The sequence below is a fragment of the Rhodococcus ruber genome (assembly GCF_016804345.1).
In the GTDB taxonomy this organism is placed as follows: domain Bacteria; phylum Actinomycetota; class Actinomycetes; order Mycobacteriales; family Mycobacteriaceae; genus Rhodococcus; species Rhodococcus ruber.
This window is the reverse complement of the sequence record NZ_CP044211.1, coordinates 3,838,186-3,863,786: the sequence shown is the minus strand read 5'-3', so window position 1 is coordinate 3,863,786 and position 25,601 is coordinate 3,838,186. Positions and strand designations below refer to the sequence as shown.

Below are 25,601 nucleotides of genomic sequence, written 5' to 3'. Positions count from 1 at the left end.
GTGCCGTCTTCGCCGCTCGCGGCGGTGCCGTCTTCGCCGCTCGCGGCGTGTCGGACCCGTCTGCTGGAATGGCCGCATGACCGACGCCGACCTTCGCCCCGACGCCCGGCCGCAGCAGGTCGAGGTGCGTCTGGTGCCGAGGCCGGACGAGGCACCCCCGCAGCGCCGATGGCCCGAGGACGTGCAGCGGCTGTTCGCGGACTCGCCGCCCCTGCCGCAGTGGCGGCCGTGGCAGGTGCTGGGCGGTCCCGGGACGGGAAAGACGGCGCTGCTCGTGGACCTGGCCGTCGCCCGGATCGTCGCCGGCGCCGACCCGGAATCGGTGCTGGTGCTCACCCATTCGCGACGCGCCGCCACCGAGGTCCGCGAGGCGATCACCGCCGGGTTGCTCCGCGCGGGGGTGGCTGGCGGCGGTCCCCGCGCCACGCGGGAGCCACTGGTGCGCACCGTCCACTCGTACGCGTTCGCGGTGCTGCGGCTGCAGGCGTCCACACACGGCAACCCGCCGCCGCGCCTGATCACCGGAGCCGAGCAGGACGCCGTCCTGCGCGAGTTGTTGCGCGGAGATCTCGACGACGGCGCAGGAATGTGGCCCGAGCGGCTGCGGCCCGCGCTCGGCATGACCGGTTTCGCAGTGGAGCTGCGGGACCTGATGCTGCGCGCCAACGAACGCGGTCTCGGCCCGGAGGACCTGATCGAGCTCGGGCAGCAGCGATCGCGACCGGAATGGGTCGCCGTCGGCGAGTTCGCCGCCCGGTACGAGCAGATCATGCTGCTGCGCGGTGCCGTGGGCATGGAGGCCCCCGAGGCCACCGCGCCCGCCCTCGACGCCGCCGAACTCGTCGGTGCCGCCCTCGCCGCATTCGTCACCGATCCGGACCTGCTCGCGCGGGAACGCTCCCGGATCCGGCACCTGCTCGTCGACGACGCGCAACATCTCGATCCGCAGGCCGCGCAGTTGGTGCGCGTCGTCGGCCTCGGCACCCGCACCACCACCATCGCCGGTGACCCGGACCAGGCGGTCTTCACCTTCCGCGGTGCCGACCCGGCCTTTCTCGCCTCGCTCGCCGACGACGACCCGAGCCGCCGCGTGGTGCTCGGAACCAACCATCGCGCCGCCCCGGAGGTGGCAGAACTCGTCGGCCGGATCACCCGGCGGCTCTCCGGTCTCCCGCCGCACCGCGGCGCACCCGCCGTCCCCTCGGACGATCCGGGAACCGTGCGGGTCCGGGTGCTGCCGACGCCGGCGAAGGAGGCCGCGCTCGTCGCAGACACGCTGCGCCGCGCCCACCTCGTCGACGGGGTGCCGTGGTCCCGCATGGCCGTCGTGGTGCGGTCGGTGCCGCGTTCGCTCGCTCCGCTGCGGCGGGCCCTGCTGGCCGCCGGGGTGCCGGTGACCACAGCTGCATCCGAGCTTCCGCTGGCCCGCCAGCACGGGGTCGCCGGACTGCTGCTCGTGCTGCGGGCGCTGTCCGGGCTGCCGTTCGGTGGTGAGGAGGCGCTCGCCCTGCTGTCCGGTCCCGTCGGCGGAGCCGAACCGGTCGCGCTGCGCCGCCTGCGCCGGGGCCTGCGCCGGGTCGAACTCGCCGCCGGGGGCGACCGTGACTCGGCCGAACTGCTGCGGCTGCTGCTCGTCGACGACGAGAGCGAGGACGCCGAACGGCTCGTGCACGGCCTCACCGACGTCGAGGCGGCGCCGCTGAAGAAGGCGCAGTCCGTGCTGCGCAAGGCACGGGAGGCCGCGCGCCGCGGCGGCGGGATCGAGGACGTGCTGTGGGAGGCGTGGCAGGCCACCGGCCTCGAACGCAAGTGGTCCGCGGCATCCGAACGCGGTGGACCCGTCGGCGCGCAGGCGGATCGCGACCTCGACGGCATCGTGGCGCTGTTCGACGCCGCCGCCGACTACGTCGACCGGCTGCCGCGCGCCCAGCTCGCCGGATTCGTCGACTACCTCACCGAGCAGGAGATCCCGGGTTCCGTCCGCGCCCGCCTCGTCGCGCAGGCAGAGGCGGTGACCGTCGTCAGTGCGCACTCGGCGGCCGGCCGCGAGTGGGACGTCGTGGCGGTCGCAGGCGTGCAGGAGGGCCTTTGGCCGAGCCTGCGGGCCCGCGGCACCCTGCTCGGGATCGAGACGCTGATCGACGCGGTCTCCGGGGCCGACGACGGTGGCGACGGCACGACGCGGCTCTCCCGCACCGCCCCGCTGCTGGCCGACGAGCGCCGCCTGTTCCTCGTCGCGTGCAGTCGCGCGCGGCGCACCCTCCTCGTCACCGCCGTGGAATCGGTCGGCGGCGACACCGACATGGTGCGGTCCCGGTTCGTCGACGAGTTGGTGGGCGCGGCCTCGGACGACGAGGTCGACGAGCCGGGGGAGGACGTCTCGGTACTGCCGGAGGAGATCCGCACCCGCGTGCTCGCGCTGCCCACCCTCGTCGCCGAGCTGCGCAGCGTCGTGTGCGATCCCGTGGTGGCCCGCGACGACCCTCAGCGGCAACGCCGGGCAGCGGCACAGCTCGCGCGGCTCGCCCGGGCCCGGGTGCGCGGCGCACATCCGGACCAGTGGTACGGCACCGCCGAACCCAGCACGCAGCAGGAACTGTGGGACCCCGGGGCCGACGCGGTGCCGCTGTCGCCGTCGACGGTCGAACAGCTCACCACGTGCCCGCTGCGGTGGATGTTCGAGCGGCACGGTGGCTCCGACGGCGACAACACCCACGCTGTCGCGGGGAGCCTGGTGCACACGCTGGTCCAGGCGCTCGCCGGACGGATCCCGCCGGACCAGGTGGAGCGGGCGCTCGAACGGGCTTGGGACTCGGTCGATCTCGGCTCGCAGTGGTACGCCCGTCGCGAGCTCGAGCGCACCCGCGCCATGCTGGACACGTTCTCGGCGTGGCTGCGCGGTACCCGTGGCGAGCTCACCGAGGTCGGTGTCGAGATCGCCGTCGACGGCATCCTCGAACCCCGGACCGACGACGAGCCGCGGGTGCGGTTGCGTGGCCGGATCGACCGGCTCGAGCGGGACCCCGAGGGGCGGCCGGTGATCATCGACGTCAAGACCGCGCGCCATCCCGTCACCAAGGAAGCGGCGCAGGAGCACGCGCAGCTGGCGGCCTACCAGGTCGCCGCCGCGGCCGGCGCGATCGACGGGCAGCCCGCCGCCGAACCCGGCGGGGCACGGTTGGTGTTCGTCGCCAAACCTCACAACAAGGAGGGCGCCACCCAGCGGGTGCAGCCTCCGCTGGACGCCGAGACGCTCGACCGTTGGCGTGACGTGATCCACGAAGCAGCCGCGGCCACCCGGGGACCGCAGTTCCTGGCCCGGGTCAACGACGGGTGCCGGCACTGCCCGGTCCTGTCGAGCTGCCCGGCGCACGACGAGGGCAGGCAGGTGACGGGACAGTGACACCACCGACGGTGACCGCGGCCGAGTTGGCAGCCGCGCTCGGGCAGTTCCCGCCGACCGACGAGCAGGCCGCGGTGATCGAGGCGCCGCTGCGGCCCACGCTCGTCGTCGCCGGCGCCGGGGCCGGCAAGACCGAGACGATGGCGGCGCGGGTCGTCTGGCTCGTCGCGAACGGTTTCGTCGACCCGGAACAGGTGCTGGGCCTGACATTCACGCGCAAGGCCGCCCAGCAGCTCACCACCCGGATCCGCCGGCGGCTCGCGAAGCTCGCCGGTTCGCCGCTGGTGCGCGACCTCGACCCCACCGGCGGGCTACGGGCCCGCATTCTCGCCGGGGAGCCGGAGGTGGGCACCTATCACTCGTACGCCGGGCGACTGCTCGGTGAGCACGGGCTGCTGTTGCCCATCGAACCGTCGGCGACGCTGCTGTCCGAGACCGAACTGTGGCAACTCGCGTATCGCGTGGTCAGCGCCTGGGACGGCGACCTCGACACCGACCGCAATCCCGCGTCGGTCACCGAGTGCGTGCTGGCGCTGGCGGGACAGCTCGCCGAGCACCTCGTCGAGCCGGACGACCTGCGCGTCGCGCACACCGAGCTGGACAAACTCGTGCACACGCTGCCCGCGGGCCCCAAGCAACGTGGGGGCCCGGCGAAGACCCTGCTGAACATTCTCGACGTGCAGCAGTCGCGGATCGAACTGCTGCCCCTGGTCGAGCGGTTGGCGCAGACGCTGCGCCGCGAGGGCGCGCTGGACTTCGGCAGCCAGATGTCGCTCGCGGCCCGGATGGCGCGCGACCACCCGGAGGTGGGCCGTGCCGAGCGGGCCCGGTTCCGCGTGGTGCTGCTCGACGAGTACCAGGACACCGGCCACGCCCAGCGCGTCCTGCTGTCGTCGCTGTTCGGCGGTTCGCCGTCCGGCAGGACCGAGGACCCCATGCCCGCCGTGACCGCGGTGGGCGACCCGATGCAGTCGATCTACGGATGGCGTGGCGCGTCCGCGGCGAATCTGCCCCGGTTCTCGACGGACTTTCCGCTGGCGGACGGCAGCCCCGCACCGCGGCTCGAGCTGCTCACCAGCTGGCGCAACCCCCCCGAGGCCCTGGAGCTGGCGAACTCGGCGTCGGAGCCGTTGCGGCACAAGGGTGTCCAGGTGAGCATGCTGCGCGCCAAGCCCGAGCCGGTCACCGGTGACGTCCGGCTCGCCCTGCACACCGACGTCGAGGCCGAACGGGAATGGGTGGCGGAGCGGATCGCCGCCGAGTACGCGGCCGCCCGGGAGTCCGAGGCGCCGCCGCCCACCGCGGCGGTGCTGGTGCGCCGCAACGCCGACGCCGCACCGATCGCCGAGGCACTGCGCGCCCGCGGGCTGCCCGTCGAAGTCGTCGGTCTCGGCGGCCTGTTGCACACCCCCGAGGTCGCGGACGTGATCGCCATGCTGCGGCTGGCCGCGGACCCGACGGCTGGCAGCGCGGCCGTGCGGGTGTTGACCGGGGCCCGCTGGCAGCTCGGCGCCGCCGACCTGCAGGCGCTCTGGCGACGGGCCGGTGAACTCGCCATCGGGGGCCGGTTCGGCGTCGGCGGCTCGGTCACCGACTCGGCCGCCCTGGCCGAGGCGCTCGACAGCGCCCTGCCGGGCGAGCAGTCCGAGCAGGCGGGGATCGCCGACGCACTCTCCGATCCCGGTCCACCGCACCGCTATTCGGAGTTCGGGTACGCGCGCATCGTCGCGCTCGGCAAGGAACTGGCGTCCCTGCGGGAGCGGCTGGGCCAGCCGCTGACGGAACTCGTCGCGGAGGTGGAACGGGTCCTGGGCATCGGCATCGAGGCGCAGGCCAGGGCCGGCAGCGACGGCGGAGTCGGCCGGGAGAACCTCGACGCCTTCGCCGACGTGGTCGCCGGGTACGCGAGCCGCGGTTCGGCGACGTTGACCGGCCTGCTCGCCTATCTCTCCGCGGCGGAGGAGATCGAGGGCGGACTCGCCCCGGGCGAGGTGCAGGTCGCCACCGAGCGGGTGCAGGTGCTCACCGTGCACTCGGCCAAGGGCCTCGAATGGGAGGTGGTGGCGGTTCCGCACCTGACGGCGGGGGTGTTCCCCTCGTCGACGGCGGGCAGCACCTGGCTCGGCGCCCTCGGGGAACTGCCGCCGTCGCTACGTGGCGACCGGGCACTGCCGGACGAGAACAGCGAAGGTGTCCCCGTCCTCGATCTCGAGGACGTCTACGACCGCAAGTCGCTCGAGGACCGCATCGACACGCACAAGGACGCCCTCAAGCACCGGAAGATGGACGAGGACCGGCGTCTGTTCTACGTCGCGCTCACCCGCACGGAACGAGCCCTGTTCGTCTCCGGCCATCACTGGGCCGAGTCCGGAACGGAGCCGAAGGGACCGTCCCCGTTCCTGTCCGAACTGCACGAGCTGGTGGCGGAGCGACCCGGACTCGGTCGCGTCGAGATCTGGGCCCCGGCGCCGGAGGCCGGCACCGAGAACCCGATGACCGCGGATCCGCACACGGCCGTGTGGCCCCGCGATCCCCTCGGGCTCCGGCGCCCCTTCGTCGAGCAGGGCGCGGCCCTGGTCCTCGCGGCACTCGAGGAGCCCGAACCCGCGCCTCCGGCGAACCCGGACGACGACCCCGACGACTGGGCCGCGGACGTCGACGCGCTCCTCGCCGAACGGGCCCGTCGTGCCGAGCAGCGTGCCGAGGTGACGTTGCCCGCGCAGATGTCGGTCAGCCAGTTGGTGGATCTGGCTGCGGACCCGGCCGCGCTGGCCGCGCGACTGCGCCGCCCCTTGCCGTTCCGGCCGAACCCGCTCGCGCGGCGCGGCACGGCTTTCCATGCCTGGCTCGAACGCCGGTACGGCGCCACACGGCTGCTCGATCTCGACGAGCTGCCCGGCGCGGACGACGCCGGCGGCGACGAAACCGAACTCGACCGGCTCCAGGAGGCATTCCTGCGGTCGCAGTGGGCCCAGCGCAACCCGGTGGAGGTGGAGGTCCCGTTCGAGACCTCGCTGGCCGGGGTGGTGATCCGCGGCCGGATCGACGCGGTGTTCGAGGATCCGGACGGCGGCTGGACGGTCATCGACTGGAAGACCGGTGCCGAGCCCGACGAGGACCGGCTCGAGGCGGTGGCGATGCAGCTGGCCGCGTACCGCCTGGCCTGGGCGCAGCTGATGGCAGCCCGCACGTTCCGCGCGACCGGCCGGCCGGCCGAGCCGCCGCTCGGCAAGGTCCGGGCCGCCTTCCACTACGTGCGCACGGGACGGACCATCGCACCCGAGGACCTGCCCGGAGCCGAACGGCTGGACCGGCTGGTGCGCAGTGCCGGCGCGGACCGTCCGTCGGCCGGCGAACGAGAGCGACCGGCGTCAGCGGCGCGGGGCGTTGCGCCGGGCCGTGAGCGCCTGGGAGATCAGGGGTAGTTGCAGGGGCAGCCGGGCCACCGCGACCGCCTTCGCGGCCGGGGAGAGCCGCTCACTCCGCAGCCACGTCACGGCCATCTGCACGTTGGCCGGGAACACCGCGATCAGCAGCGCCGCGGCCAACGTCCCGCCGAGCCGGCGGGTCCGCGGAATCGCAAGTGCCGTCCCCACGGTCAGCTCGGCGATCCCGGATGCGTACGTGTACGTGCGTGGCGAGCCCGGCAGCGCCGTCGGCACGATCCGGTCGAAGGGGTGAGGGGAGGCGAAATGCGCCGCGCCCGCGCCGAGGAGGAGCGCGGACAGCCGCAGCGCCGCGCGCTGGGACGGGTGGGTGGACATGCGCGCCACACTAGCGGCCGACGCGTAGGCTGCGAGCCGATGTCAGCAACGAGAACGTCGGTGACCGTGTCGCCGGAGCAGAGAATACTGCGGGAGTGCCGCCATGCCGGGTAGGTTACGCGGCCGCTTCAGCCGTTCCGACGTGCTCACCGAGCGCCCGGACTTCGCGCTGGTGGGCATCCTGCGGGTGCCGCAGTTGCAGACGAGTCCGAGCCGGGCCATCACCCGTCGCGTCGGATATGCGGTGGCGGCATTGATGTTCGCCGTGCTGGTGGTCTACCTGGACCGGGACGGCTATCGCGACGCCCAGGGTGACCCGCTGTCGCTGCTGGACTGCATCTACTATGCAACCGTCTCGCTGTCGACCACCGGGTACGGCGACATCACCCCGTTCACCCCCGAGGCGAGACTGATCAATGTCCTGGTCGTCACGCCGCTCCGGATTTTCTTCCTCATCGTCCTGGTCGGTACGACGCTCTCGGCGCTGACCGAGAGTTCGCGCCAGGCGTTCAAGATTCAGCGTTGGAGGCGCCGCGTGCGTAATCACACCGTCGTCGTCGGATACGGCACCAAGGGCCGCACCGCGGTGGATGCGATGCTGGGCGACGGGGTTCCGCCCTCGGAGATCGTCGTCGTCGACACGGATCCGGTGGTGCTCGAAACCGCCGCGGGACAGGGCCTGGTGACCGTGCAGGGTTCGGCGACGAAATCGGATGTGCTGCGCCTGGCCGGGGTTCAGCACGCAGCAGCGATCATCGTCGCCGCCAACCGGGACGACACCGCGGTGCTCGTCACGCTCAGCGCGCGCGAGATCGCTCCGAGGGCAAAGATCGTCGCGGCCATCCGCGAATCGGAGAACACGCATCTGCTGCGTCAATCCGGCGCGGACTCGGTGGTCATCTCGTCGGAGACCGCGGGCCGGTTGCTCGGCATCGCCACCACGACCCCGAGCGTCGTGGAGATGATCGAGGATCTGCTCACCCCGGAGGCGGGATTCGCGATCGCCGAACGGGACGTCGAGCCGAACGAAGTGGGCGGCTCGCCCCGGCACCTGTCCGACATCGTGCTCGGCGTCGTGCGCGACGGTCGCCTGCTGCGCGTGGGGTCCCCCGAGGTCGACGCCGTGGAGGCGGACGACAAGCTGCTCTACATCCGGCGGGTGTCGGGCTGAGCCCGCGCCGCCGCTAGGGTGCAGGCGTGAGCCGTTTCCAGCTGTCCGACACCCCCCTGCTCTCCCGCGCGGTCGTCGACCGCGCCGAGGAGCTGCGGGGCGACGCCGCGGCCCTGCACGACGGTTGGTCGCAGGCCCTTCTGCTACGGGTCGATCGTCACGGGCAGGTGCCGGTGGACGGCGACGCACTGGTGTTCGCCGCGGCGGTGGAGCTGGGACCCGAGCCGGTTCCGGGCGCGGTGTTCCTCGGTGTGCGCGGCGACCGGCACGTGTGGGCGATCCGGGTGCTCGCGCAGACCGGAACGGTCGCCGATCTGCGCCGGGTGGGGGAGCGGCTCGACGACGCCGACGCGGGTCTGATGGTGACCGCGGTGGCCCTGCTCAATTGGCACGACAGCGCGGGTTTCAGTTCGCTGGACGGAGCGCCGACCGAGCCGACCCTGTCCGGCTGGTCGAGGATCAGTACCAGCACCGGTCACGAGGAGTTCCCGCGGACCGACCCGGCGATCATCTGTCTCGTGCACGACGGCGCGGACCGGGTCCTGCTGGCGCGACAGCCGGTGTGGCCGGAGCGACGGTTCTCCGTGCTCGCCGGGTTCGTCGAGGCGGGGGAGTCGCTCGAGTCCTGCGTCGTGCGGGAGATCCGCGAGGAGGTCGGCGTCGACGTGCGCGAAGTGCGATATCTCGGTAGCCAGCCGTGGCCGTTCCCGCGCTCGGTGATGATCGGGTTCTCGGCCGTCGCCGATCCGGACCGTCCGCTGGCCTTCCTCGACGGCGAGATCGCCGAGGCCCGCTGGTTCACCCGCGACGAGGTGCGGGCCGCGCTGGCGCTCGGAGACTGGGCCTCCCCGGCCGACGCGCCGTTGTTGCTGCCCGGATCGATCTCGATCGCTCGGGGCATGCTGGAGGGCTGGGTCCGGGGGAGCTGAACCGGTCAGGACCGGGGCCACAGCAGACCGGTGAGCACGGTCTCGACGAGGTGATCGGTGTACTCGTAGGTCAGCGGACCGGAGCGCAGCAGCCAGCGCTGGGCGACGGGGGCGAAGAGGGTGTCGACGACGGCGTCGAGATCCACTTCGGGGGACAGCTGACCCTGTCGCTGCGCCGCGCACAGCCGCTCCTTCTTCAACCGCCGCGTCGGCTCGTCGAGGCGACGGGAGTATTCGGCGGCCAGGGACTCGTCCTCGAGGACGGCGACGGTCAGCGCGCGCAACGGCCGTTCGAACCGGGGATCGTTCAGTTCGTCGACGGTGGCGCGCAGCACCGCCTTGATGTCGGCGACGAGATCGCCCGTGTTCGGTAGGCCCTGCGGGTCCTCCGGTTCGCCGCCCACGTTTGCGTCGAGGTAGGCGTCGAGCAGCACCGATCCCTTCGACGGCCACCACCGGTAGATGGTTTGTTTCCCGACGCCGGCTCGGGCAGCGATCGCCTCGATGCTCGACTTGCCGTAGCCCACCTCACCGACCAACTCCACCGCGGCGGTCAGGATCGCTGTCCGGGCGGCGTCGCTGCGGCGGGTGATTCTCGGAGGCATGGAACACAGCATAGGCCAAACCGAGACGAGACGGACCGTCTTGACTGAGAGGGGCGGTGGTCCCATACTGGCACGGCGAGACGATCCGTCTCGTCTAGTATTCGAGGAGGTGCCGACATGGTCGAGCAGCGGATATGGCTGGTCACGGGGGCGAGCCGCGGGCTGGGCCGAGCGTTCACCCGGGAGGCGCTCGCCGCGGGAGACCGGGTGGCCGCCCTCGCCCGCACCGCGACCGCAGCGCCCGAGTACCGGGACGACGAGCGGGTACTCACCGTCGACGTCGACGTGACCGACCGGTCGGCGGTGTTCGCGGCGGTCGAGCGGGTCGTCGACCACTTCGGTCGCCTCGATGTCGTCGTCAACAACGCCGGGACGATGTGGACCGGCTTCGTCGAGGAGTTCACAGAGGAGCAGGCACGCGCCCAGATGGAGACCAACTTCTTCGGAGCGCTGTGGGTCACGCAGGCGGTGTTGCCGGCGCTGCGCCGACGTCCACCGGGCCGGCTGCTGCAGATCTCCAGTGTTGCGGGGATCGCGGCATTTCCCACCACCGGGTTGTACAGCGCGAGCAAGTTCGCACTGGAGGGACTGAGCGAGGCGGTCGCTGCGGAGGCCGTACACTTCGGGGTCGCCGTGACGATCGTCGAACCCGGCGGATACTGGACGGACCTGTACAAGGACATGCCCGCCACTGCGCCGCTCGACGACTATGCGGCGCTGCGCGCCGAGCTGGCGGCGACGTCGGACGCCGACGGCGTCGACAGCGAGCCGGCGCTCGCCGCGGCTGCGGTCCGGGCAGTCGTGGACAGCGACGATCCACCGAGACGGTTGATCCTCGGCAGCGTCGTCTACGACGCCGCGGTCGGACTCGCGCAGGACCGCATCCGGGACTGGGCGGCATGGGAGAAGGTCAGCCGGGCGGCCGAACATGCCGTGCCGGCCCCGCCGGGATACACCACCTGAGGTCCTCGGTGCCCCCGGCGGATGCGGTGCCGTCCGCTAGAGGCCGAGCGCCTGCTTGACCGCGGACAGCGGGGGATTGGTCGCGGTGCTGCCGTCGGCGAACTGCACGGTGGGAACGACGTGGTTTCCGTTGTTGACGCTGCCGACGAACTCGGCGGCCGACGGGTCGGCTTCGATGTCGATCTCGGCGTAGCCGATGCCGTGCTCGTCGAGCTGGCGCTTGAGGCGACGGCAGTAGCCGCACCAGTCGGTGGTGTAGAGCGTCAGGGCGGGAGCGTCGGTCGTAGTCACGGTGCGCACAACAACCACCGTCTGTCCGCTGTTCCGTCCTGCGGTCAAATGTGTTCTCCGCCACAGTCGGTGTGGGCCGGATGCCTGTCACCCCGTCCTGCCATGATGGAGCCCATGCGCGCAGAGACATCGGTGGAGGGACTCGATCCCCAGCAGGCCGCGGCGGTCCTCGCGCCGCGGGGCCCGGTGTGTGTCCTCGCCGGCGCAGGTACCGGAAAGACCCGGACCATCACCCGCCGCATCGCGCACCTGGTGTCCCACGGACACGTCGCGGCGGGCCAGGTCCTCGCTGTCACGTTCACCGCGCGCGCCGCCGGAGAGATGCGCGGCCGCCTGCGCGAACTCGGCGTGGGCGGTACGGGTCCGCAGGTGCAGGCGCGCACCTTCCATGCCGCCGCGCTGCGGCAGCTGCGTTACTTCTGGCCGCAGGTGGTCGGCGACACGCCGTGGCAGCTGCTCGACCGCAAGTTCGCGGTCGTCTCCCAGGCCGCGCACCGGGCCGGGTTCGCCACCGACACGGACACCGTGCGCGACCTGCTCTCGGAGATCGAGTGGGCGAAAGGATCGCTCGTCGCGCCGGAGGACTATCCGGCCGTGGTGGCCCGCGCCCGGCGTGAGCCCCCCGCCGACGCCGCGCGGGTCGCTGCCGTCTACGCCGGCTACGAGTCGCTCAAGGTGCGCGACGACGGCATCTACCTCGACTTCGACGACCTGCTGCTGCACACGGCCGCCGCGCTCGAGGAGCACAGCGCCGTCGCCGAGGAGTTCCGCGACCGCTACCGCTGTTTCGTCGTCGACGAGTACCAGGACGTCACGCCCCTGCAGCAGCGGGTGCTCGACGCGTGGCTCGGCGACCGCGACGACCTCACCGTCGTCGGCGACGCGAACCAGACGATCTACTCGTTCACCGGTGCCACCCCGCAGTACCTGCTCGACTTCTCCCGCCGGTTCCCGGACGCGACGGTGGTCCGGCTCGAACGTGACTACCGGTCCACCCCGCAGGTCGTGGCCCTCGCCAACCAGGTCATCGGCGCGGCGCGCGGCCGCATCGCCGGGACCCGGCTCCAGCTCGTCGGCCAGCGCCCGCCCGGACCGGAGCCGGCGTTCGCCGAATACGACGACGAGCCCGCCGAGGCGCAGGCCGTCGCCAAGGCGATCGCCAAGCTGCTGGGTTCGGGGGTACCGGCCGCCGAGATCGCCGTGCTCTACCGCATCAACGCGCAGTCGGAGGCCTACGAACACGCGTTCACCGAAGCCGGTATCCCGTACCAGGTCCGCGGCGGCGAGGGCTTCTTCACCCGGGCGGAGGTGCGGCAAGCGGTCGGGGCGCTGCGGCAGGCGCAGGCCCGAGACGACCTGCCCGAGGGCGCCGATCGCGGCGCCGCCCTGGTCACGCTGGTGCGAGCGGTGCTCGCCCCGCTCGGGCTGAGCGAGACCGAACCTGCCGGTGCGCAGGCCCGCGAACGCTGGGAATCGCTGCGGGCGCTCGTGCAGCTCACCGAGGAACTCCTCGGGCACGAGCCCGACCTCGATCTCGACGGACTGTTGCGCGACCTCGCGGCGCGGGCGGAGGCACGGCACCCTCCGACGGTGCAGGGCGTGACACTCGCGTCGCTGCACGCGGCCAAGGGCCTGGAATGGGACGCGGTCTTCCTCGTCGGTCTCACCGACGGGACCCTGCCCATCGTGCACGTCGTCGGTGACAGTTCGACACCGCCCGACGAGGCAGGCATCGAGGAGGAGCGCCGGCTGCTGTATGTCGGCGTCACCCGCGCGCGCGTGCACCTGCACCTGTCGTGGGCGCTTTCGCGCACCGAGGGCGGTCGCCGGTCGCGGCGGCGATCACGGTTCCTGCACGGTCTGATCCCCGACGATTCGCCGGCGTCACGGATTGCGGCTCCCCCGTCGCCGAAGCGTAAGCGGCCGCAGTGCCGCGTGTGCGGCAAGCCCCTCATGGGATCGTCCGCGACCATGCTCGGACGCTGCGAGGGTTGCCCGTCGAACCTGGACGAATCGCTGCTGGTGGCATTGAAGGACTGGCGCCGGGAACGGTCCAAGGAGATGAAGGTCCCCGCCTACGTGGTGTTCAGCGACAACACGCTCATCGCCATCGCCGAGCAGCAGCCGGGCGACGACCGCGCCCTCGTCGCCATCCCCGGTATCGGGGCGAAGAAGCTCGAGCAGTTCGGAGCGGACGTGCTCGCTGTCGTGCGTGGTGAACGCGCCTCCGACACCCTCGATCTCTAGCGGCTCCGCGGATGCGGCAAAACCGCAGGTAGAAAATGGGTTGTGCGATCGACGGCCGAGTTTCTAGGCTGGAGGTCGATGTCACGGGAAAGGCCCGTGCGCGGACGACGTCAGGAGGTGGCCCCGATGCTCGGCTTCGATGCAGCTGCAGTGGTGGTCGCCGTCCCCGTCGCCGGCGCCCCCGTCGCCGCCGGTGCGTGCACTCCGCGCGTCGCCCGCGTGCGAGCAGCCGCCCTTTCGTCCGTGTCCCGAAGCCACCGAGGTCAGCCCCGGTAATCTTCGATTCGCCTTCCGGCCACGGACACCGCCCAGCGGACCGTGGCCTTCTTCGTCTTCTGCCCGGTTCGCTCATCGCATCCGAAACCAGACAGAGGAGACATCCATCGTGCAAACCGCAACGCTCGACGTCGACCGAACGACGCGTGTGCGCGAGTTGCCCTGCCGCGGCGACGATCCGGACCTGTGGTTCGCCGAATCACCGACCGAGTTGGAGCGGGCCAAGGCGCTGTGCGGCCGGTGCCCGATTCGAGCCCACTGCCTCGCCGCGGCACTCGACCGGGCCGAGCCGTGGGGTGTGTGGGGCGGCGAGATCTTCGAACGGGGCGCCGTCGTCGCCCGCAAGCGCCCGCGGGGGCGTCCCCGCAAGGAACTGGTGTGCGCCTGACCGGGCTGCCGGGACGTCAGTCCACCGGGTCGGTGAAGCCCGGCAGCCACTCCGACAGGATCCGCATGTACGGCGCGTGCGCGTCCAGCTGAGCGCAGATGCCGACCGAGCCGAGGAGTACGCGGACGATGTTCGCGTACTCCGGCGGCAGGTTCAGAGCCCGCGCGGTCCGGAAGTTGGATCCGGAGAAGTCGGTGGCGGTGCCCGCCGCCTTCTGCAGCCACGCCCGGGTGAAGTGGAAGGACTCCGTGTGGATCGGGTCGGTGAACGGGCGCAGGTAGTCCGCGATCTCCTGCTCGGTGACCTCCCTGCCCGGCAGGACGAACCGGTTCTCGTAGAGCAGTGTGGTCAGCTCGTCGAAACGTTCCTCGAGGGCCAGCCGCACCATCCGGCCCAGCACCGGGGGCAACCCGTTCGGCATCGCGGCCGTGGCCCCGAAGTCGATGACGCCGAGCCGGCCGTCGTCGAGCAACATGAAATTGCCCGGATGGGGGTCGCAGTGCAGCAGGCCCACCTGTGCCGGGGAGGCGAAGTGGAACTCGGCGAGCAGCGCCCCCGCCCGGTTGCGCTGCTCGCGGGTACCCTCCGCGATGATCGTGGACAGCGGTGTCGCCGTGAGCCATTCGGTGACGAAGACCTTCGGGGAACTGGCGACCACCCGCGGCACGACGAACCGGGGATCGTCGCCGAACACTTTGGCGAAGGCCCGCTGATTGTCGGCCTCGATCCGGTAGTCGAGCTCCTCCTCGGTGCGCGCGGTCAGCTCGTCGAGCACCGCGCGCACGTCGGTGCCCGGCATCACCGTCGCGAACAGACCCGCGAACCGGGACAGGGTCCGCAGATCGGCGCGCAGCGCCTCGTCGGCGCCCGGGTACTGGACCTTCACCGCGACCTCGCGGCCGTCCGCCCACGTCGCCCGGTGGACCTGGCCGATGCTCGCCGACGCGGTGGGAACGTCGTCGAACGAGGCGAACCGTTCCCGCCAGCCGGCACCGAGCTGCTGATCGAGGACACGGTGGACCGTCTTGGCCGGCAGCGGCGGAGCAGCCGACTGCAGCTTCGTCAGCGCCTCCCGGTACGGTTCGGCGAACTCCTCCGGCACCGCGGCTTCCATCACGCTCAGCGCCTGGCCGACCTTCATGGCTCCGCCCTTGAGCTCACCGAGCACCGTGAACAGCTGTTCGGCAGCCTTCGCCGCGAGCTCGGCGTCGATCTCCTCGCGGTCCCCGCCGGCCAGACGCCGGCCGAACCCCACCGCGGCACGACCTGCGATCCCGAGGGGGATGCTGGCGAGCTTGGCGGTGCGGGAACTGCTTCTCCGGGGGATTTCGGCCACGCCCACCATCATGCCTGACGCCGTCCCCCCGGCGCGGGGCGCCGTGGGTCGACCCCGCGTCACGCCGGCGGGCCGGCGCACCCGCAATCCGGGTGCCGGTACCAGCGCCGCGACGCGAGCCGGTGACTGCGCAGGTCCACCTCGAGGGTCCGGTCCAGTGTCGCGGGCGCCACGGTCGTGAGAATCGCGTCGAGCTCGGCGAGGGCGAGAGCCGCGGTCGCCAGCACCACGGGGGGCTCCGCACAGCCGACGCGGTCGCACAGTTGAGCCGCGAGCTGCGGCCAGTGCGGGTCGAGGTCGGTGCGGGTGAGATCCGCGCAGCGCAGACAGCTCGTGCGCCCCGGGACGACGAACGGCCCGACGATGCCACGGCCGTCGCGCAGCAGCACGGTCAGGTGCGGCACGCGGTGCCGCATCAGCTCCCGGACGAGCCGGGGATCGGGGACCAGTGCGTCGGCGAGCAGCACGCACTGCACGTCCCATCGAGCGACGTCACTGTCGCCGGTGTAGGCGGCGGACCGGCTCAGCCGGGTGCCCGAGACCGTCAGTTGGGTGACCAGCGTATCCGCGAGGGGCCCGCGCCCGTGCACCCGCACCCGGGGAGCCACCGGTACGGTCCCGCCCGGGTCCCGGACCGCGCCGACGGTGGTCAACTCGTCGAGCAGGACGGTGACGGCATCGTCCGCCAGCCCGGCCTGCGCCGTGCGGGCCAGAATCTCCGCGCGCGACGAACGCCCGTCGAGCAGGCTCAGCACCGTCGACAGGGCGAATGCGTCGAGCCCTGCGCCGGGGGAGAGGACGGCGGCGGTATCGGGACCCCACCCGAGTTGGACCGAGCCGTCCGGGCGACGGAGCACTTCGAGGGCAGGATCGAGCGCAGGTCCGGGCTGGTGCATGGCCGTGGTCATGCCCGCCAGTCTGCGGCACCCCGGGCCGCGCCCCGGGTGCCCGAGGCCGGTTGTCCACAGGGGGAAACCGCGATCTACCAGCGTCGAAGCGCGCTCAGGCGGATTCGTCGGGATCGGTGGACTCGCCGGAGTCGCCCTTCTCCCGCTCGGCACGCTCGCGTGCCTCGGTCTCGCGCAGCTGTGCGATCGGATCGTCGAACGTGGTCGTTTCGCCGCCGAGGATCCGATCGAGGAAAGCGGCCGGGTTGTCCAGGTCCGACGAGTCCGGCAGCAGGTCCGGATGGGCCCACACCTTGTCCCGTGCCTCCGTCCCGGCATCGGCGGTGAGGCGGCGCCACAGGACGGCGGCCTCGCGCAGTTTCCGCGGCCGCAGCTCGAGACCGACGAGTGTGGCGAAGGTCTGCTCCGCGGGCCCACCGCTCGCACGGCGACGGCGCAGCGTCTCGCTCAACGCGGCCACCCCCGGCAACCGGTCGCCGAGGGCATCGGCGACCACGGTCTCCACCCAGCCCTCGACCAGGGCGAGCAACGTCTCGAGGCGCTCGAGGGCCTGCTTCTGCTCGGGAGTGGTCTGCGGCTCGAACGCCGCGCCCCTGAGCAGTTCCTCGATCTTCGACGGGTCCGTCAGCGCCGCGGGGTCGATGCCCTGCGCGAGGTCCTCGATCGCGGAGAAGTCCATCCGGATGCCGCGCGCGTAGTCCTCGACGGTGGACAGCAGGCGTGATCGCAGCCACGGCACGTGGCTGTAGAGCCGCTGGTGTGCCGCCTCACGCGCGGCCAGGAAGACGAGAACCTCCTGCGCCGGCTGCTCGAGCCCCTCACCGAAGGCATCGATCGCGGCGGGCATCAGCGCGGCGGTGCCCTCGGGCCCGAGGGGAAGACCGATGTCGGTCGAGGCCAGGACCTCCTTGGCCAGCTGTCCGAGGGCCTGGCCGAGCTGGGAGCCGAACGCCAGGCCACCCATCTGGGAGAACATCCCGAGCATCGGCCCGGCCATCGCCCGGGCCTCCTCCGGCAGGCCCTGGACCCACATGCCGTTGACCTGCTCGGCCACGGGATCGCACAGGCGCTTCCACGTTCCGAGCGTGTTGTCGAGCCAGTCCACGGGCGTCCACGCGACGGTGCGGGTCGCGCCGGCGGGCAACGTCGTCGCGCCGTCGAGCCACAGCTCTGCCAAGTGCGCGGCGTCGCGGACGGCGTCCGCGGACCCGGACGAGACGGGGGTCACGGAGCCGATCTGCTGGCGGGCGAGCTTGGCGGCCACCTCGTAGTTGACGGGTCCCGAACCACCGGACCCCATCGCGCTGCCCATGCCGCTGAGCATCTGCCCGAACTGCGTCAGCATCTGCCCGAGCGCCGCCGGGTCGAAGCCCTGCGCTCCGAACGGGTTGTCGCCACCGGCCCCGAACGGGGCACCGCCTGCGCCGGGCGCACCGAAACCGAAGGGAAAACCGCCGGGAGTGCCGCCCTGGGACCCGCCCCCTGCCGAGCCGGCACCCTCGGCACCGGATCCCTCGGCGCCGGAACCGGAATCCTTCCTGCGGTCCGGGTCGTCGTCGGGATTCGAGAATCCGAAAGGCGTGTCGCTCATGTCGTCAACGGTACAAGGCCCACCGCGCAGCGGTGGCCCCCGCGATCACGCTGACCGCGAACACCGCCGCTCCGGATACCCTGGCCGGGTGAATCGACGGCTCGTGACGATCCTGGCGGTGCTGTTCCCCGCGCTGCTGCTGGTGACGGTGGCGCTGAATGTGAAGGTGCCCTACGTGGCGCTCGGCCCCGGCCCGACGTTCGACACCCTCGGCGAGGTCGACGGCAAGGCGGTCGTCGCCATCGAGGGCACCGACACCGACCCGACCACCGGCGAGCTCGTGATGACCACGGTCGGTGTCAGTGACCGCCTGACCGTGGCGCAGGCCCTCGCGGCGTGGCTCGGCAGCCGGTACGGGATCGCCCCGCGCGAACAGATCTACCCACCCACCGCGACCCGGGAGCAGGTCAAGGAGGCGGACGCCGCCCAGTTCGAGCAGTCCGAACGCAGCGCAGAACTCGCCGCCCTGCATCATCTCGATCTGCCCGTCGTCCTGCGCGTCGCCCGAGTCGGCGAGTCCGGGCCGTCCGCCGGGGTGCTGCGCGAGGGCGACCGGCTCGTCAGCGTCGCGGGGGAGCCGGTGACCACCGCCGGCAGCGTGCAGCGCGCCGTCGCCGCCGTCGCCCCCGATACGCCGGTCGACATCGGGATCGTGCGGGACGGTGTCGAGCAGACCGTCGCGGTGACCGTGGGCGCCCGCCCCGACGATCCGGAGAAGGGTTTCCTCGGCATCAGCCCCGAGGAGGTGCCGGACGTGCCGTTCGACGTGACGTTCAACCTCGCCGACGTCGGCGGGCCGTCGGCAGGGCTGATCTTCAGCCTTGCGGTGGTCGACAAGCTCAGCCCCGGCGAGCTCAGCGGCGGCGCGGTCGTCGCGGGGACCGGGACCATCGATTCCGACGGGGCCGTCGGCCCGATCGGCGGCATCACCCACAAGCTCGTCGCGGCGTCGGAGGACGGCGCGACGGTGTTCCTCGTGCCCGCCGACAACTGCGCCGAGGCGCGCAGCGCTGCTCCCGACGGCATGCGGCTGGTCGAGGTCGAGACCCTCGAGGGCGCGATCGGTGCGCTCGGCTCGCTCGCCGGCGGGGGCGACGCGCCGAGCTGCGGGTAGACGCGGGACCGGCGCTAGTCGTCGCCCGGTTCGAGGGTCGCGTACAGCGCCGCCACCACGTTGGGGGCGAGGTTGTCGTAGGTTCGCAGCTCGATCCCGGCGAACGGGTCGTCCTCGTCGGTGGGCCGCAACTGCAGCAGCGACAGCGACGGGCCGTCCCGCAGCACCGCCGCGATCAGTCGCGCATCCCGCCGCTCCGGATGGCCGTGCGCCGCGACGCGGGCGGCCTCGTCGGCGGCGTGGGGATCCGCCAGCAGCGGGACCAGCGCGTCGTCCAGATCCGACTCCGCGCTCGGCGGCAGCACCACGATCTCCTGCACCAGGGCACAGCCGGCGACCGATTCGGGCCAGCTGGTGGTGGCGAGGAACTCGTCGAGGGCGGGGCTGCCGCCCTCGACGTCGTCCGGGAAGGCGTCCTGCTCCACCGGGGTGTACTCGTGGCCCGCGTCGAGCTGGTCGAGCAGCGTCGGTTCCGACGCCGCCAGCAGGGCCGTCGGCACCAGCGCGAACATCTGGGGTGGCTGCCCCCAGCCACCGGCGTCGACGAAGTCGACGATCTCACCGACGCACCGGCGCAGGGCGTCTTCGGACGGGACGGGATAACTGTCGCTCACGGACATATCCTTGCACCGTCGCCAGGTCTCGTCGCCGCCGCGGCGTGGTGGCCGCCTCATTCCGTAGAGTGGGGCGAAACGGTCACCGCGAGTGCCGTGGGTGACAGTCGAGGTGAACAGCTGCGGCGCATCCGCGTCGCCGGAGAATTGGGAGTGTGGCACGTGGGCATGAGGCCCCCCACCGGAGTACCTTCGCTGTCGAAACGCAGCAAGATTCTGCTGAGCCTGGCCGTGGTGGCCGCGGTGCTGCTGCTGGTCGGTCCCCGACTGGTGGACGCCTACACCAACTGGCTGTGGTTCGGTGAGGTCGACTTCCGTGACGTGTACGTGAAGGTGCTGCTGACCCGGATCGTCCTGTTCGTCGTCGTGGGCCTGTTCGTGGGCGCCGTGGTGTGGCTCGCCATGCTCCTGGCGTACCGATCGCGCCCCGTGTTCGTGCCCGCATCCGGGCCCAACGACCCCATCTCGCGGTACCGCACCACGGTGATGTCCCGGCTGCGCACGTTCGGCCTCGGCATCCCGATCGTGCTCGGGCTGCTGTCCGGCCTGATCGCGCAGGCGAGCTGGGTGACCGTGCAGATGTTCTTCAACGGCGGCTCGTTCGGCACCACGGACCCGCAGTTCGGGCTGGACGTCGGCTTCTACGCCTTCGACCTGCCCTTCTACCGCTTCCTGCTGAACTGGATGTTCGTGGCCGTCATCCTGGCGCTCTTCGCCAGTCTGGTCACCCACTACATCTTCGGCGGCATCCGGCTCGCCGGCCGCGGTGGCAGCCTCACCCGCGCCGCCCGCATCCAGCTGGCCGTACTGGCCGGCATCTTCGTCGCGTTCAAGGCGGTCGCGTACTGGCTCGACCGGTACGCACTGCTGTGGAGCGGGCGCAAGGAGCCCACGTTCACCGGCGCGGGATTCACCGACATCAACGCCGTGCTGCCCGCCAAGCTGATCCTGATGGCGATCGCCGTCATCTGCGCGGTGGCGTTCTTCGCGGCGATCGTGCTGCGCGACCTGCGTATCCCGGCGATGGCGACCGCGCTGCTGGTGCTCTCGTCGATCCTCGTCGGGGCCGTGTGGCCGCTGGTGGTCGAGCAGTTCTCCGTCCGGCCGAACGCCGCCGTCAAGGAGGCCGAGTACATCGAGCGCAACATCGCGGCGACCCGTCAGGCCTACGGCATCACGGACGAGACCGTGGAGTACCAGGACTACCCCGGCGTGGGCAGCACGTCGCCGCGCAACGTGCCGGCGGACGTGACGACGATCGCCAACACCCGTCTGCTCGACCCCAACGTGCTGCCGCGCACCTTCACCCAGCAGCAGCAGCTGAAGAACTTCTACGGGTTCCCGCCGTCGCTGGACATCGACCGGTACGAGATCGACGGGCAGCGCGAGGACTACATCGTCGCCGCCCGCGAACTGTCGCCGTCGAGCCTGACGGGCAACCAGACCGACTGGATCAACAGGCACACGGTGTACACCCACGGCAACGGCCTGGTCGCCGCCCCCGCCAACCGGGTGAACGCCGCCGCGAGCGAGTCCGCGGAGGAGGCCGCCAACAGCAACAGCGGCTACCCGGTGTACATGGTCAGCGACATCGCGTCGCTCGAGTCCGGCAACCAGGTGATCCCGGTCGAGCAGCCGCGGATCTACTTCGGTGAGGTCATCGCGCAGGAGGAGCCCGACTACGCGATCGTCGGTGCCGCCGAGGGCGAGGCCCCGCGGGAGTACGACACCGACACCGCGCAGTACACCTACACCGGCTCGGGTGGCGTGTCGATCGGCAACTGGTTCAACCGCCTCGCGTTCGCCTCGAAGTACGCCGAACGCAACATCCTCTTCTCGAGTGCGATCGGCAGCGAGTCGAAGCTGCTGTTCAACCGCGATCCGCGGGACCGGGTGACGAAGGTCGCGCCCTGGCTCACCGCCGACGGCGACGCATATCCCGCGGCGGTCGACGGCCGCATCGTGTGGGTCGTCGACGCCTACACCACGCTCGACAACTACCCGTACGCGCAGCGCAGTTCCCTCGAAGGTCTCGTCGAGGACAGCGTCGACCAGAACACCGGCCGGCTGCTGCCCCGCAAGGAGGTCTCCTACATCCGGAACTCGGTGAAGGCGACAGTCGACGCGTACGACGGCACCGTGACCCTCTACCAGGTCGACGACCAGGACCCGGTCCTGAAGGCGTGGATGGGTGTCTTCCCCGATGCGGTGACCCCGCAGGACCAGATCTCCGACGAGCTCCGCTCGCACTTCCGGTACCCGGAGGACCTGTTCAAGGTGCAGCGCGAGATGCTCGCGAAGTACCACGTCGACGACCCGCGCGAGTTCTTCACCAACAACGCGTTCTGGTCGGTGCCGAGCGACCCGACGGTCGAGACGACGGCCAATCAGCCGCCCTACTACGTGCTGATCGGTGACGAGGAGACGGCCCGCCCGTCGTTCCGGCTCACCTCCGCGATGGTGGGCTTCAACCGGCAGTTCCTGTCCGCGTACATCTCGGTGAACTCGGACCCCGACAACTACGGCAAGTTCACGATCCTCCGATTGCCGACCGACACCCAGACCTTCGGTCCCGCACAGACGCAGAACGCGATGATCTCCGACACGCGCGTCGCGTCGGAGCGCACTCTGCTCGAGCGGTCCAACCGGATCCAGTACGGCAATCTGCTGACGCTGCCGATCGCCGAGGGCGGCATCCTGTACGTCCAGCCGATGTACACGGAACGCAACTCGGCGAGCGGAAACACCTCCACCTTCCCGCAGCTGTCCCGGGTGATCGTCAGCTATCGCGAGCCCGGGCCCGCCGGTGGGGTGCGGATCGGCTATGCCCCCACCCTCGCCGCGGCACTGGACCAGGTCTTCGGCGGCGGCGTCGGCAGTGCGGCCACCGCACCGGGTGGCGAGTCGACACCCCCGGCACCGGTTGAGGGGGCAGAGGGGACACCGCAGGACGGCCAGGCGGCGGCACCGGCGCCCGCTCCGGCGCCGAACCCCGCGCCCGCTCCGGCGCCGGCGGATCGGACGGCGGCAGTCGCCGAACTCGACGCGGCGCTCGCCGAGCTCAGCGCGGCGCAGAGCACCGGCGACTTCGCAGCGTACGGTCGGGCGCTCGAACGAGTGCAGGCGGCCGTGGAGGCGTACCAGTCCACCGGCGGCTGATCTCCTGCCGCGACCGAAGCGGGGCCCCGCGCACATCGTGCGCGGGGCCCCGTCGTTCGGGGGACGAATCAGCGTCCGGGCAGTGCGACGCCGACCACCTGGTCGAACTGCGCAGCGAAGCCGTGCTGCGCGGCGAACTCGCCGGCGACACCGAGCGCCTGCTCCACGGCCTGGTCGACCGGCGCGGCCTCGGGTGCCGGTGCTGCGGGTGCCGGTGCTGCGGGTGCCGGGGTCGCGGGTGCCGGAGTTGCGGGTGCCGGGGTTGCGGGTGCTTCGGGCGCGGGCGCGGCCTCGCTCCCGGTGGTCAGGTACTGACCGCAGACCGGCCACGCGCCCGGGCCCTGGGTCTGCAGCGTGTTCTCCGCGACGCGGATCTGCTCGGCCTTCGAAGCGGTGTGCGGGCTGCCGGTGCCGCCGTTGGCCGCCCAGGTGCTCTGCGAGAACTGCAGACCGCCGTAGTAGCCGTTGCCGGTGTCGATCGACCAGTTGCCGCCGCTCTCGCACTCCGCCACCGCGTCCCAGTTGTGCGGGGCAGCGGAGGCGGTGCCGGTGGCGAGGCCGAACGGCACCGCCACGAGGGCGCCGGTGACAACGGCCGTGCCGAGGCCACGCTTGCTGAAGAAAGTGGTCATGCGGGATGAATCCTCTCCGCGCTCGCCGACGCCGGACCCCGGGCACCGCTCGGTCGTGGCGGTGCGGACAGTCGGCCGGGTCGCGTCGCTGCCCCCCGAAGGTTTCGTCGTACCGGATCCCGCGGGGCAGCTCGGCGGCGGCGGGACGGCGTCGGCTCGGTGGTGTCGAGCCGCGACCGACCGTACCGATGCGTCGCGACCCGGGCTACCGGCCGCAACCGTGCCCCGGGTGTCCATCAGATGGGACGAGCGACCCGCTTCTGCGCAGGTCACCGCGGCATGTCGACCTTCCCGTCACGCGATCGTTACACCTCCGTTATGTGAGGAGGAACATGTGCCGAGTGTGGTCCAGGACACGCGACGACGCCCGAAAAAGGCCTTCGCCCAGGCGATTTGCATTCCGTTCACCGAGCCGTGTAACTTCGTTCCTGCAACGCGGGGTGGAGCAGCTCGGTAGCTCGCTGGGCTCATAACCCAGAGGTCGCAGGTTCAAATCCTGTCCCCGCTACCACGCCGAAGGGCCCGGCACCGGTTCATCCGGTGCCGGGCCCTTCCGCATGAGATCAGGGCTTCATGTCGACGAGTACGCGTCGCAGCAGCTTCCCCGTCGCATTGCGCGGCAGTTCGTCGAGGAAGACGACGTCACGCGGGACCTTGTAACGCGCCAGGTTCGCCTTGACGTACTCTTTGATCTCCTCGGCGTCGCGCGCGGAGCCCTCGGCCAGCACCACGAAGGCGCGCAGCCGGTGACCGAAGTCCGGATCCTCCACCCCGACCACCGCGGCGTCGAACACGTCGTCCCTTTCGACGAGAAGGTTCTCCACCTCCAGCGGGTACACGTTCTCGCCACCGGAGACGATCATGTCGTCGTCCCGGCCGTCGACGAACAGCAGTCCCTCCTCGTCGAAGTGCCCGACGTCGCCCGTCGAGAGCAGTCCGTTGATGCGCTCCTTGTCCCGGCCGTCCGTGTAACCGTCGAAGCTCAGCCCGCTCGCGACGAAGATCCGGCCCACCTTGCCGGGCTCGGTGATGCGGTTGCCTTCCTCGTCGTACAGCTCCACCCGGCACGTCACCGGGGGCCGTCCGGCCGTGCCCGGTGCCCGGCGGATGTCCTCGGGCGTGGCGACGGTGGCCACCGCGCATTCGGTCGACCCGTACAGGTTGTGCAGGACGTCGCCGAAGTACTCGCGGGTGCGCCGGCACACGTCCGGCGACAGCGCCGAGCCGGCGGAGAAGATGATCTGCAGGCTCGACGTGTCGAACCGGCCGATCGCCTCGCCCCCGAGGTCCAGGATCCGTTGCAGCATCGTCGGCACGACGACGAGCACGTTCGCCCGGTGCCGTTCGATCAGGCGAACCGTCTCGAGCGGGTCGAACCGCCGCTCCATCACCACGGTCTGACCCAGCGCCAGCGCGAGTCCGAACTGCGAGATGCCGGTCCCGTGGAACGCCGGCGCCGCCATCAGCATCGTCTGTCCCGGCCGTAGCGGCACCCGGTCCAGGAACTGCGCCGAGGCGAGCGGCGACGTGCGCTCGCGCGGGGCACCCTTGGGCGTGCCGGTCGTGCCGCTGGTGAGCAGCACGAAACCACCGAGTGTGCTCGGCGCGGGAACGGCGGACCGATCGAACTGTGGGAGCACGGACTCGATGCCGGGTGGTCCCGGCTCCTCACCCTCGGGCCACGAGCTGTACGTCCGCACATCCGGCGGCAGGGCTGCGGCCACCGCCGCGAACTCGGCGTCGTAGACGAACGTGCCGACACCTTCACGTTCCGCGACGTCCGCGAGCTGGCGCGGAGCGAACCCGGTATTCATCATGACCAGCTTCGCGCCGAGTTTGGCGGCCGCGAGCATGGTGAGAACGAGTCCACGGTGATTGCGGGCCATCAGGCCCATCACGTCCCCCGCCGCGACCCCGTCGGCCTGCAGCGCCCGTACGAGCGCATTCGACTGTCCCTCGAGCTCCTCGTAGCTCAACCGGCCACGCTCGTCGACGAGGGCGACGGCGTCGTAGCCGCGCGCGGCGTGGGCATGCACCGGTCCGGCGAACGGGCCGTAGCGGCTCACGGCGACGAGGGTGCCGATTCCGTGGTCGACCCGGGGGAAGTGCAGCAGGCCGGAGCGCGCGAGTACCCGCACGGCACCCAGTGTGTCGGTCACCTCCCCGACGGCCCCGGTGATCCTGTCCTTGATGTCCTGCCCGGGCATGCT

18 protein-coding genes and 1 tRNA gene are annotated in these 25,601 nt (G+C 71.6%); 10 read left to right on the top strand and 9 right to left on the bottom strand.

Annotated elements, in window-relative coordinates; genetic code table 11:
• Nucleotides 1-76: 76 nt before the first annotated feature.
• Complete coding sequence (locus F1734_RS17845) at nt 77-3,403, top strand: ATP-dependent helicase (protein WP_102031287.1); 3,327 nt, start codon at nt 77-79, stop codon at nt 3,401-3,403.
• A complete protein-coding gene (locus F1734_RS17840) occupies nt 3,400-6,828 on the top strand; it encodes an ATP-dependent helicase (RefSeq protein WP_237210791.1) in 3,429 nt (1,142 codons plus the stop codon). The genes F1734_RS17845 and F1734_RS17840 overlap by 4 nt, the downstream gene beginning before the upstream one ends.
• Here F1734_RS17840 and F1734_RS17835 read toward each other — a convergent pair.
• The gene (locus F1734_RS17835; protein WP_017679546.1) at nt 6,775-7,167 is read right to left on the bottom strand and encodes a DoxX family protein; all 393 of its coding nucleotides are present in this window, start codon (nt 7,165-7,167) and stop codon (nt 6,775-6,777) included. The two genes, F1734_RS17840 and F1734_RS17835, sit on opposite strands and share 54 nt — an antisense overlap.
• A gap of 103 nt (nt 7,168-7,270) precedes the next feature.
• Between F1734_RS17835 and F1734_RS17830 the strand changes: the two genes are divergently transcribed.
• Together F1734_RS17830 and nudC are read left to right on the top strand one after the other, a co-directional pair.
• Nucleotides 7,271-8,338 carry a potassium channel family protein gene (locus tag F1734_RS17830; RefSeq protein ID WP_010594695.1) on the top strand — a complete coding sequence of 356 codons (1,068 nt, stop codon included), beginning with the start codon at nt 7,271-7,273 and terminating at the stop codon, nt 8,336-8,338.
• Nucleotides 8,339-8,364: 26 nt separating this feature from the next.
• A complete protein-coding gene (nudC, locus tag F1734_RS17825; RefSeq protein WP_017679544.1) occupies nt 8,365-9,267 on the top strand; it encodes an NAD(+) diphosphatase in 903 nt (300 codons plus the stop codon).
• Between the two features lie 5 nt (nt 9,268-9,272).
• Here nudC and F1734_RS17820 read toward each other — a convergent pair whose 3' ends face one another.
• Entirely contained in the window at nt 9,273-9,884 is a 612-nt protein-coding gene (locus F1734_RS17820; RefSeq protein WP_017679543.1) for a TetR/AcrR family transcriptional regulator, read from the bottom strand.
• 105 nt (nt 9,885-9,989) lie between these two features.
• On the opposite strand from F1734_RS17820, the gene F1734_RS17815 reads away from it, so the two are divergent.
• Nucleotides 9,990-10,835 (top strand): SDR family NAD(P)-dependent oxidoreductase, encoded by an 846-nt coding sequence (locus tag F1734_RS17815; RefSeq protein ID WP_203010855.1) that lies wholly within the window; start codon nt 9,990-9,992, stop codon nt 10,833-10,835.
• 36 nt (nt 10,836-10,871) lie between these two features.
• Here F1734_RS17815 and F1734_RS17810 read toward each other — a convergent pair whose 3' ends face one another.
• Complete coding sequence (locus tag F1734_RS17810; RefSeq protein WP_026137488.1) at nt 10,872-11,126, bottom strand: mycoredoxin; 255 nt, start codon at nt 11,124-11,126, stop codon at nt 10,872-10,874.
• A gap of 114 nt (nt 11,127-11,240) precedes the next feature.
• On the opposite strand from F1734_RS17810, the gene F1734_RS17805 reads away from it, so the two are divergent.
• Nucleotides 11,241-13,373: an ATP-dependent DNA helicase UvrD2 gene (locus tag F1734_RS17805; RefSeq protein ID WP_225222608.1), complete on the top strand. Its 2,133-nt coding sequence runs from the start codon at nt 11,241-11,243 to the stop codon at nt 13,371-13,373.
• Nucleotides 13,374-13,758: 385 nt separating this feature from the next.
• Nucleotides 13,759-14,037, top strand: coding sequence for a WhiB family transcriptional regulator (locus F1734_RS17800; protein WP_010594688.1), 279 nt, complete (start codon nt 13,759-13,761; stop codon nt 14,035-14,037).
• A 16-nt stretch (nt 14,038-14,053) separates the two neighbouring features.
• On the opposite strand, the gene F1734_RS17795 is transcribed toward F1734_RS17800, so the two are convergent.
• From F1734_RS17795 to F1734_RS17785, 3 genes are all read right to left on the bottom strand, one after another.
• Nucleotides 14,054-15,385, bottom strand: coding sequence for an ABC1 kinase family protein (locus F1734_RS17795; protein WP_010594687.1), 1,332 nt, complete (start codon nt 15,383-15,385; stop codon nt 14,054-14,056).
• Between the two features lie 47 nt (nt 15,386-15,432).
• The gene (locus F1734_RS17790) at nt 15,433-16,281 is read right to left on the bottom strand and encodes a hypothetical protein (protein WP_010594686.1); all 849 of its coding nucleotides are present in this window, start codon (nt 16,279-16,281) and stop codon (nt 15,433-15,435) included.
• A gap of 94 nt (nt 16,282-16,375) precedes the next feature.
• Entirely contained in the window at nt 16,376-17,872 is a 1,497-nt protein-coding gene (locus F1734_RS17785) for a zinc-dependent metalloprotease (protein ID WP_119699874.1), read from the bottom strand.
• Between the two features lie 88 nt (nt 17,873-17,960).
• On the opposite strand from F1734_RS17785, the gene F1734_RS17780 reads away from it, so the two are divergent.
• Nucleotides 17,961-18,986, top strand: coding sequence for a YlbL family protein (locus F1734_RS17780; RefSeq protein ID WP_017680863.1), 1,026 nt, complete (start codon nt 17,961-17,963; stop codon nt 18,984-18,986).
• A 14-nt stretch (nt 18,987-19,000) separates the two neighbouring features.
• Here the strand turns inward: F1734_RS17780 and F1734_RS17775 are convergent, their stop codons facing one another.
• Nucleotides 19,001-19,606 (bottom strand): PPA1309 family protein, encoded by a 606-nt coding sequence (locus tag F1734_RS17775; RefSeq protein ID WP_010594682.1) that lies wholly within the window; start codon nt 19,604-19,606, stop codon nt 19,001-19,003.
• Nucleotides 19,607-19,762: 156 nt separating this feature from the next.
• Here F1734_RS17775 and F1734_RS17770 point away from each other — a divergent pair, with 156 nt between their 5' ends.
• Nucleotides 19,763-22,759 carry a UPF0182 family protein gene (locus F1734_RS17770; RefSeq protein ID WP_029540056.1) on the top strand — a complete coding sequence of 999 codons (2,997 nt, stop codon included), beginning with the start codon at nt 19,763-19,765 and terminating at the stop codon, nt 22,757-22,759.
• A 68-nt stretch (nt 22,760-22,827) separates the two neighbouring features.
• Here the strand turns inward: F1734_RS17770 and F1734_RS17765 are convergent, their stop codons facing one another.
• Nucleotides 22,828-23,391: a transglycosylase family protein gene (locus F1734_RS17765; RefSeq protein ID WP_010594680.1), complete on the bottom strand. Its 564-nt coding sequence runs from the start codon at nt 23,389-23,391 to the stop codon at nt 22,828-22,830.
• Between the two features lie 434 nt (nt 23,392-23,825).
• On the opposite strand from F1734_RS17765, the gene F1734_RS17760 reads away from it, so the two are divergent.
• Nucleotides 23,826-23,902, top strand: a tRNA-Met gene (locus F1734_RS17760).
• A gap of 52 nt (nt 23,903-23,954) precedes the next feature.
• Here F1734_RS17760 and F1734_RS17755 read toward each other — a convergent pair.
• Nucleotides 23,955-25,598 (bottom strand): acyl-CoA synthetase, encoded by a 1,644-nt coding sequence (locus F1734_RS17755; protein ID WP_203010854.1) that lies wholly within the window; start codon nt 25,596-25,598, stop codon nt 23,955-23,957.
• Nucleotides 25,599-25,601: the final 3 nt, after the last annotated feature.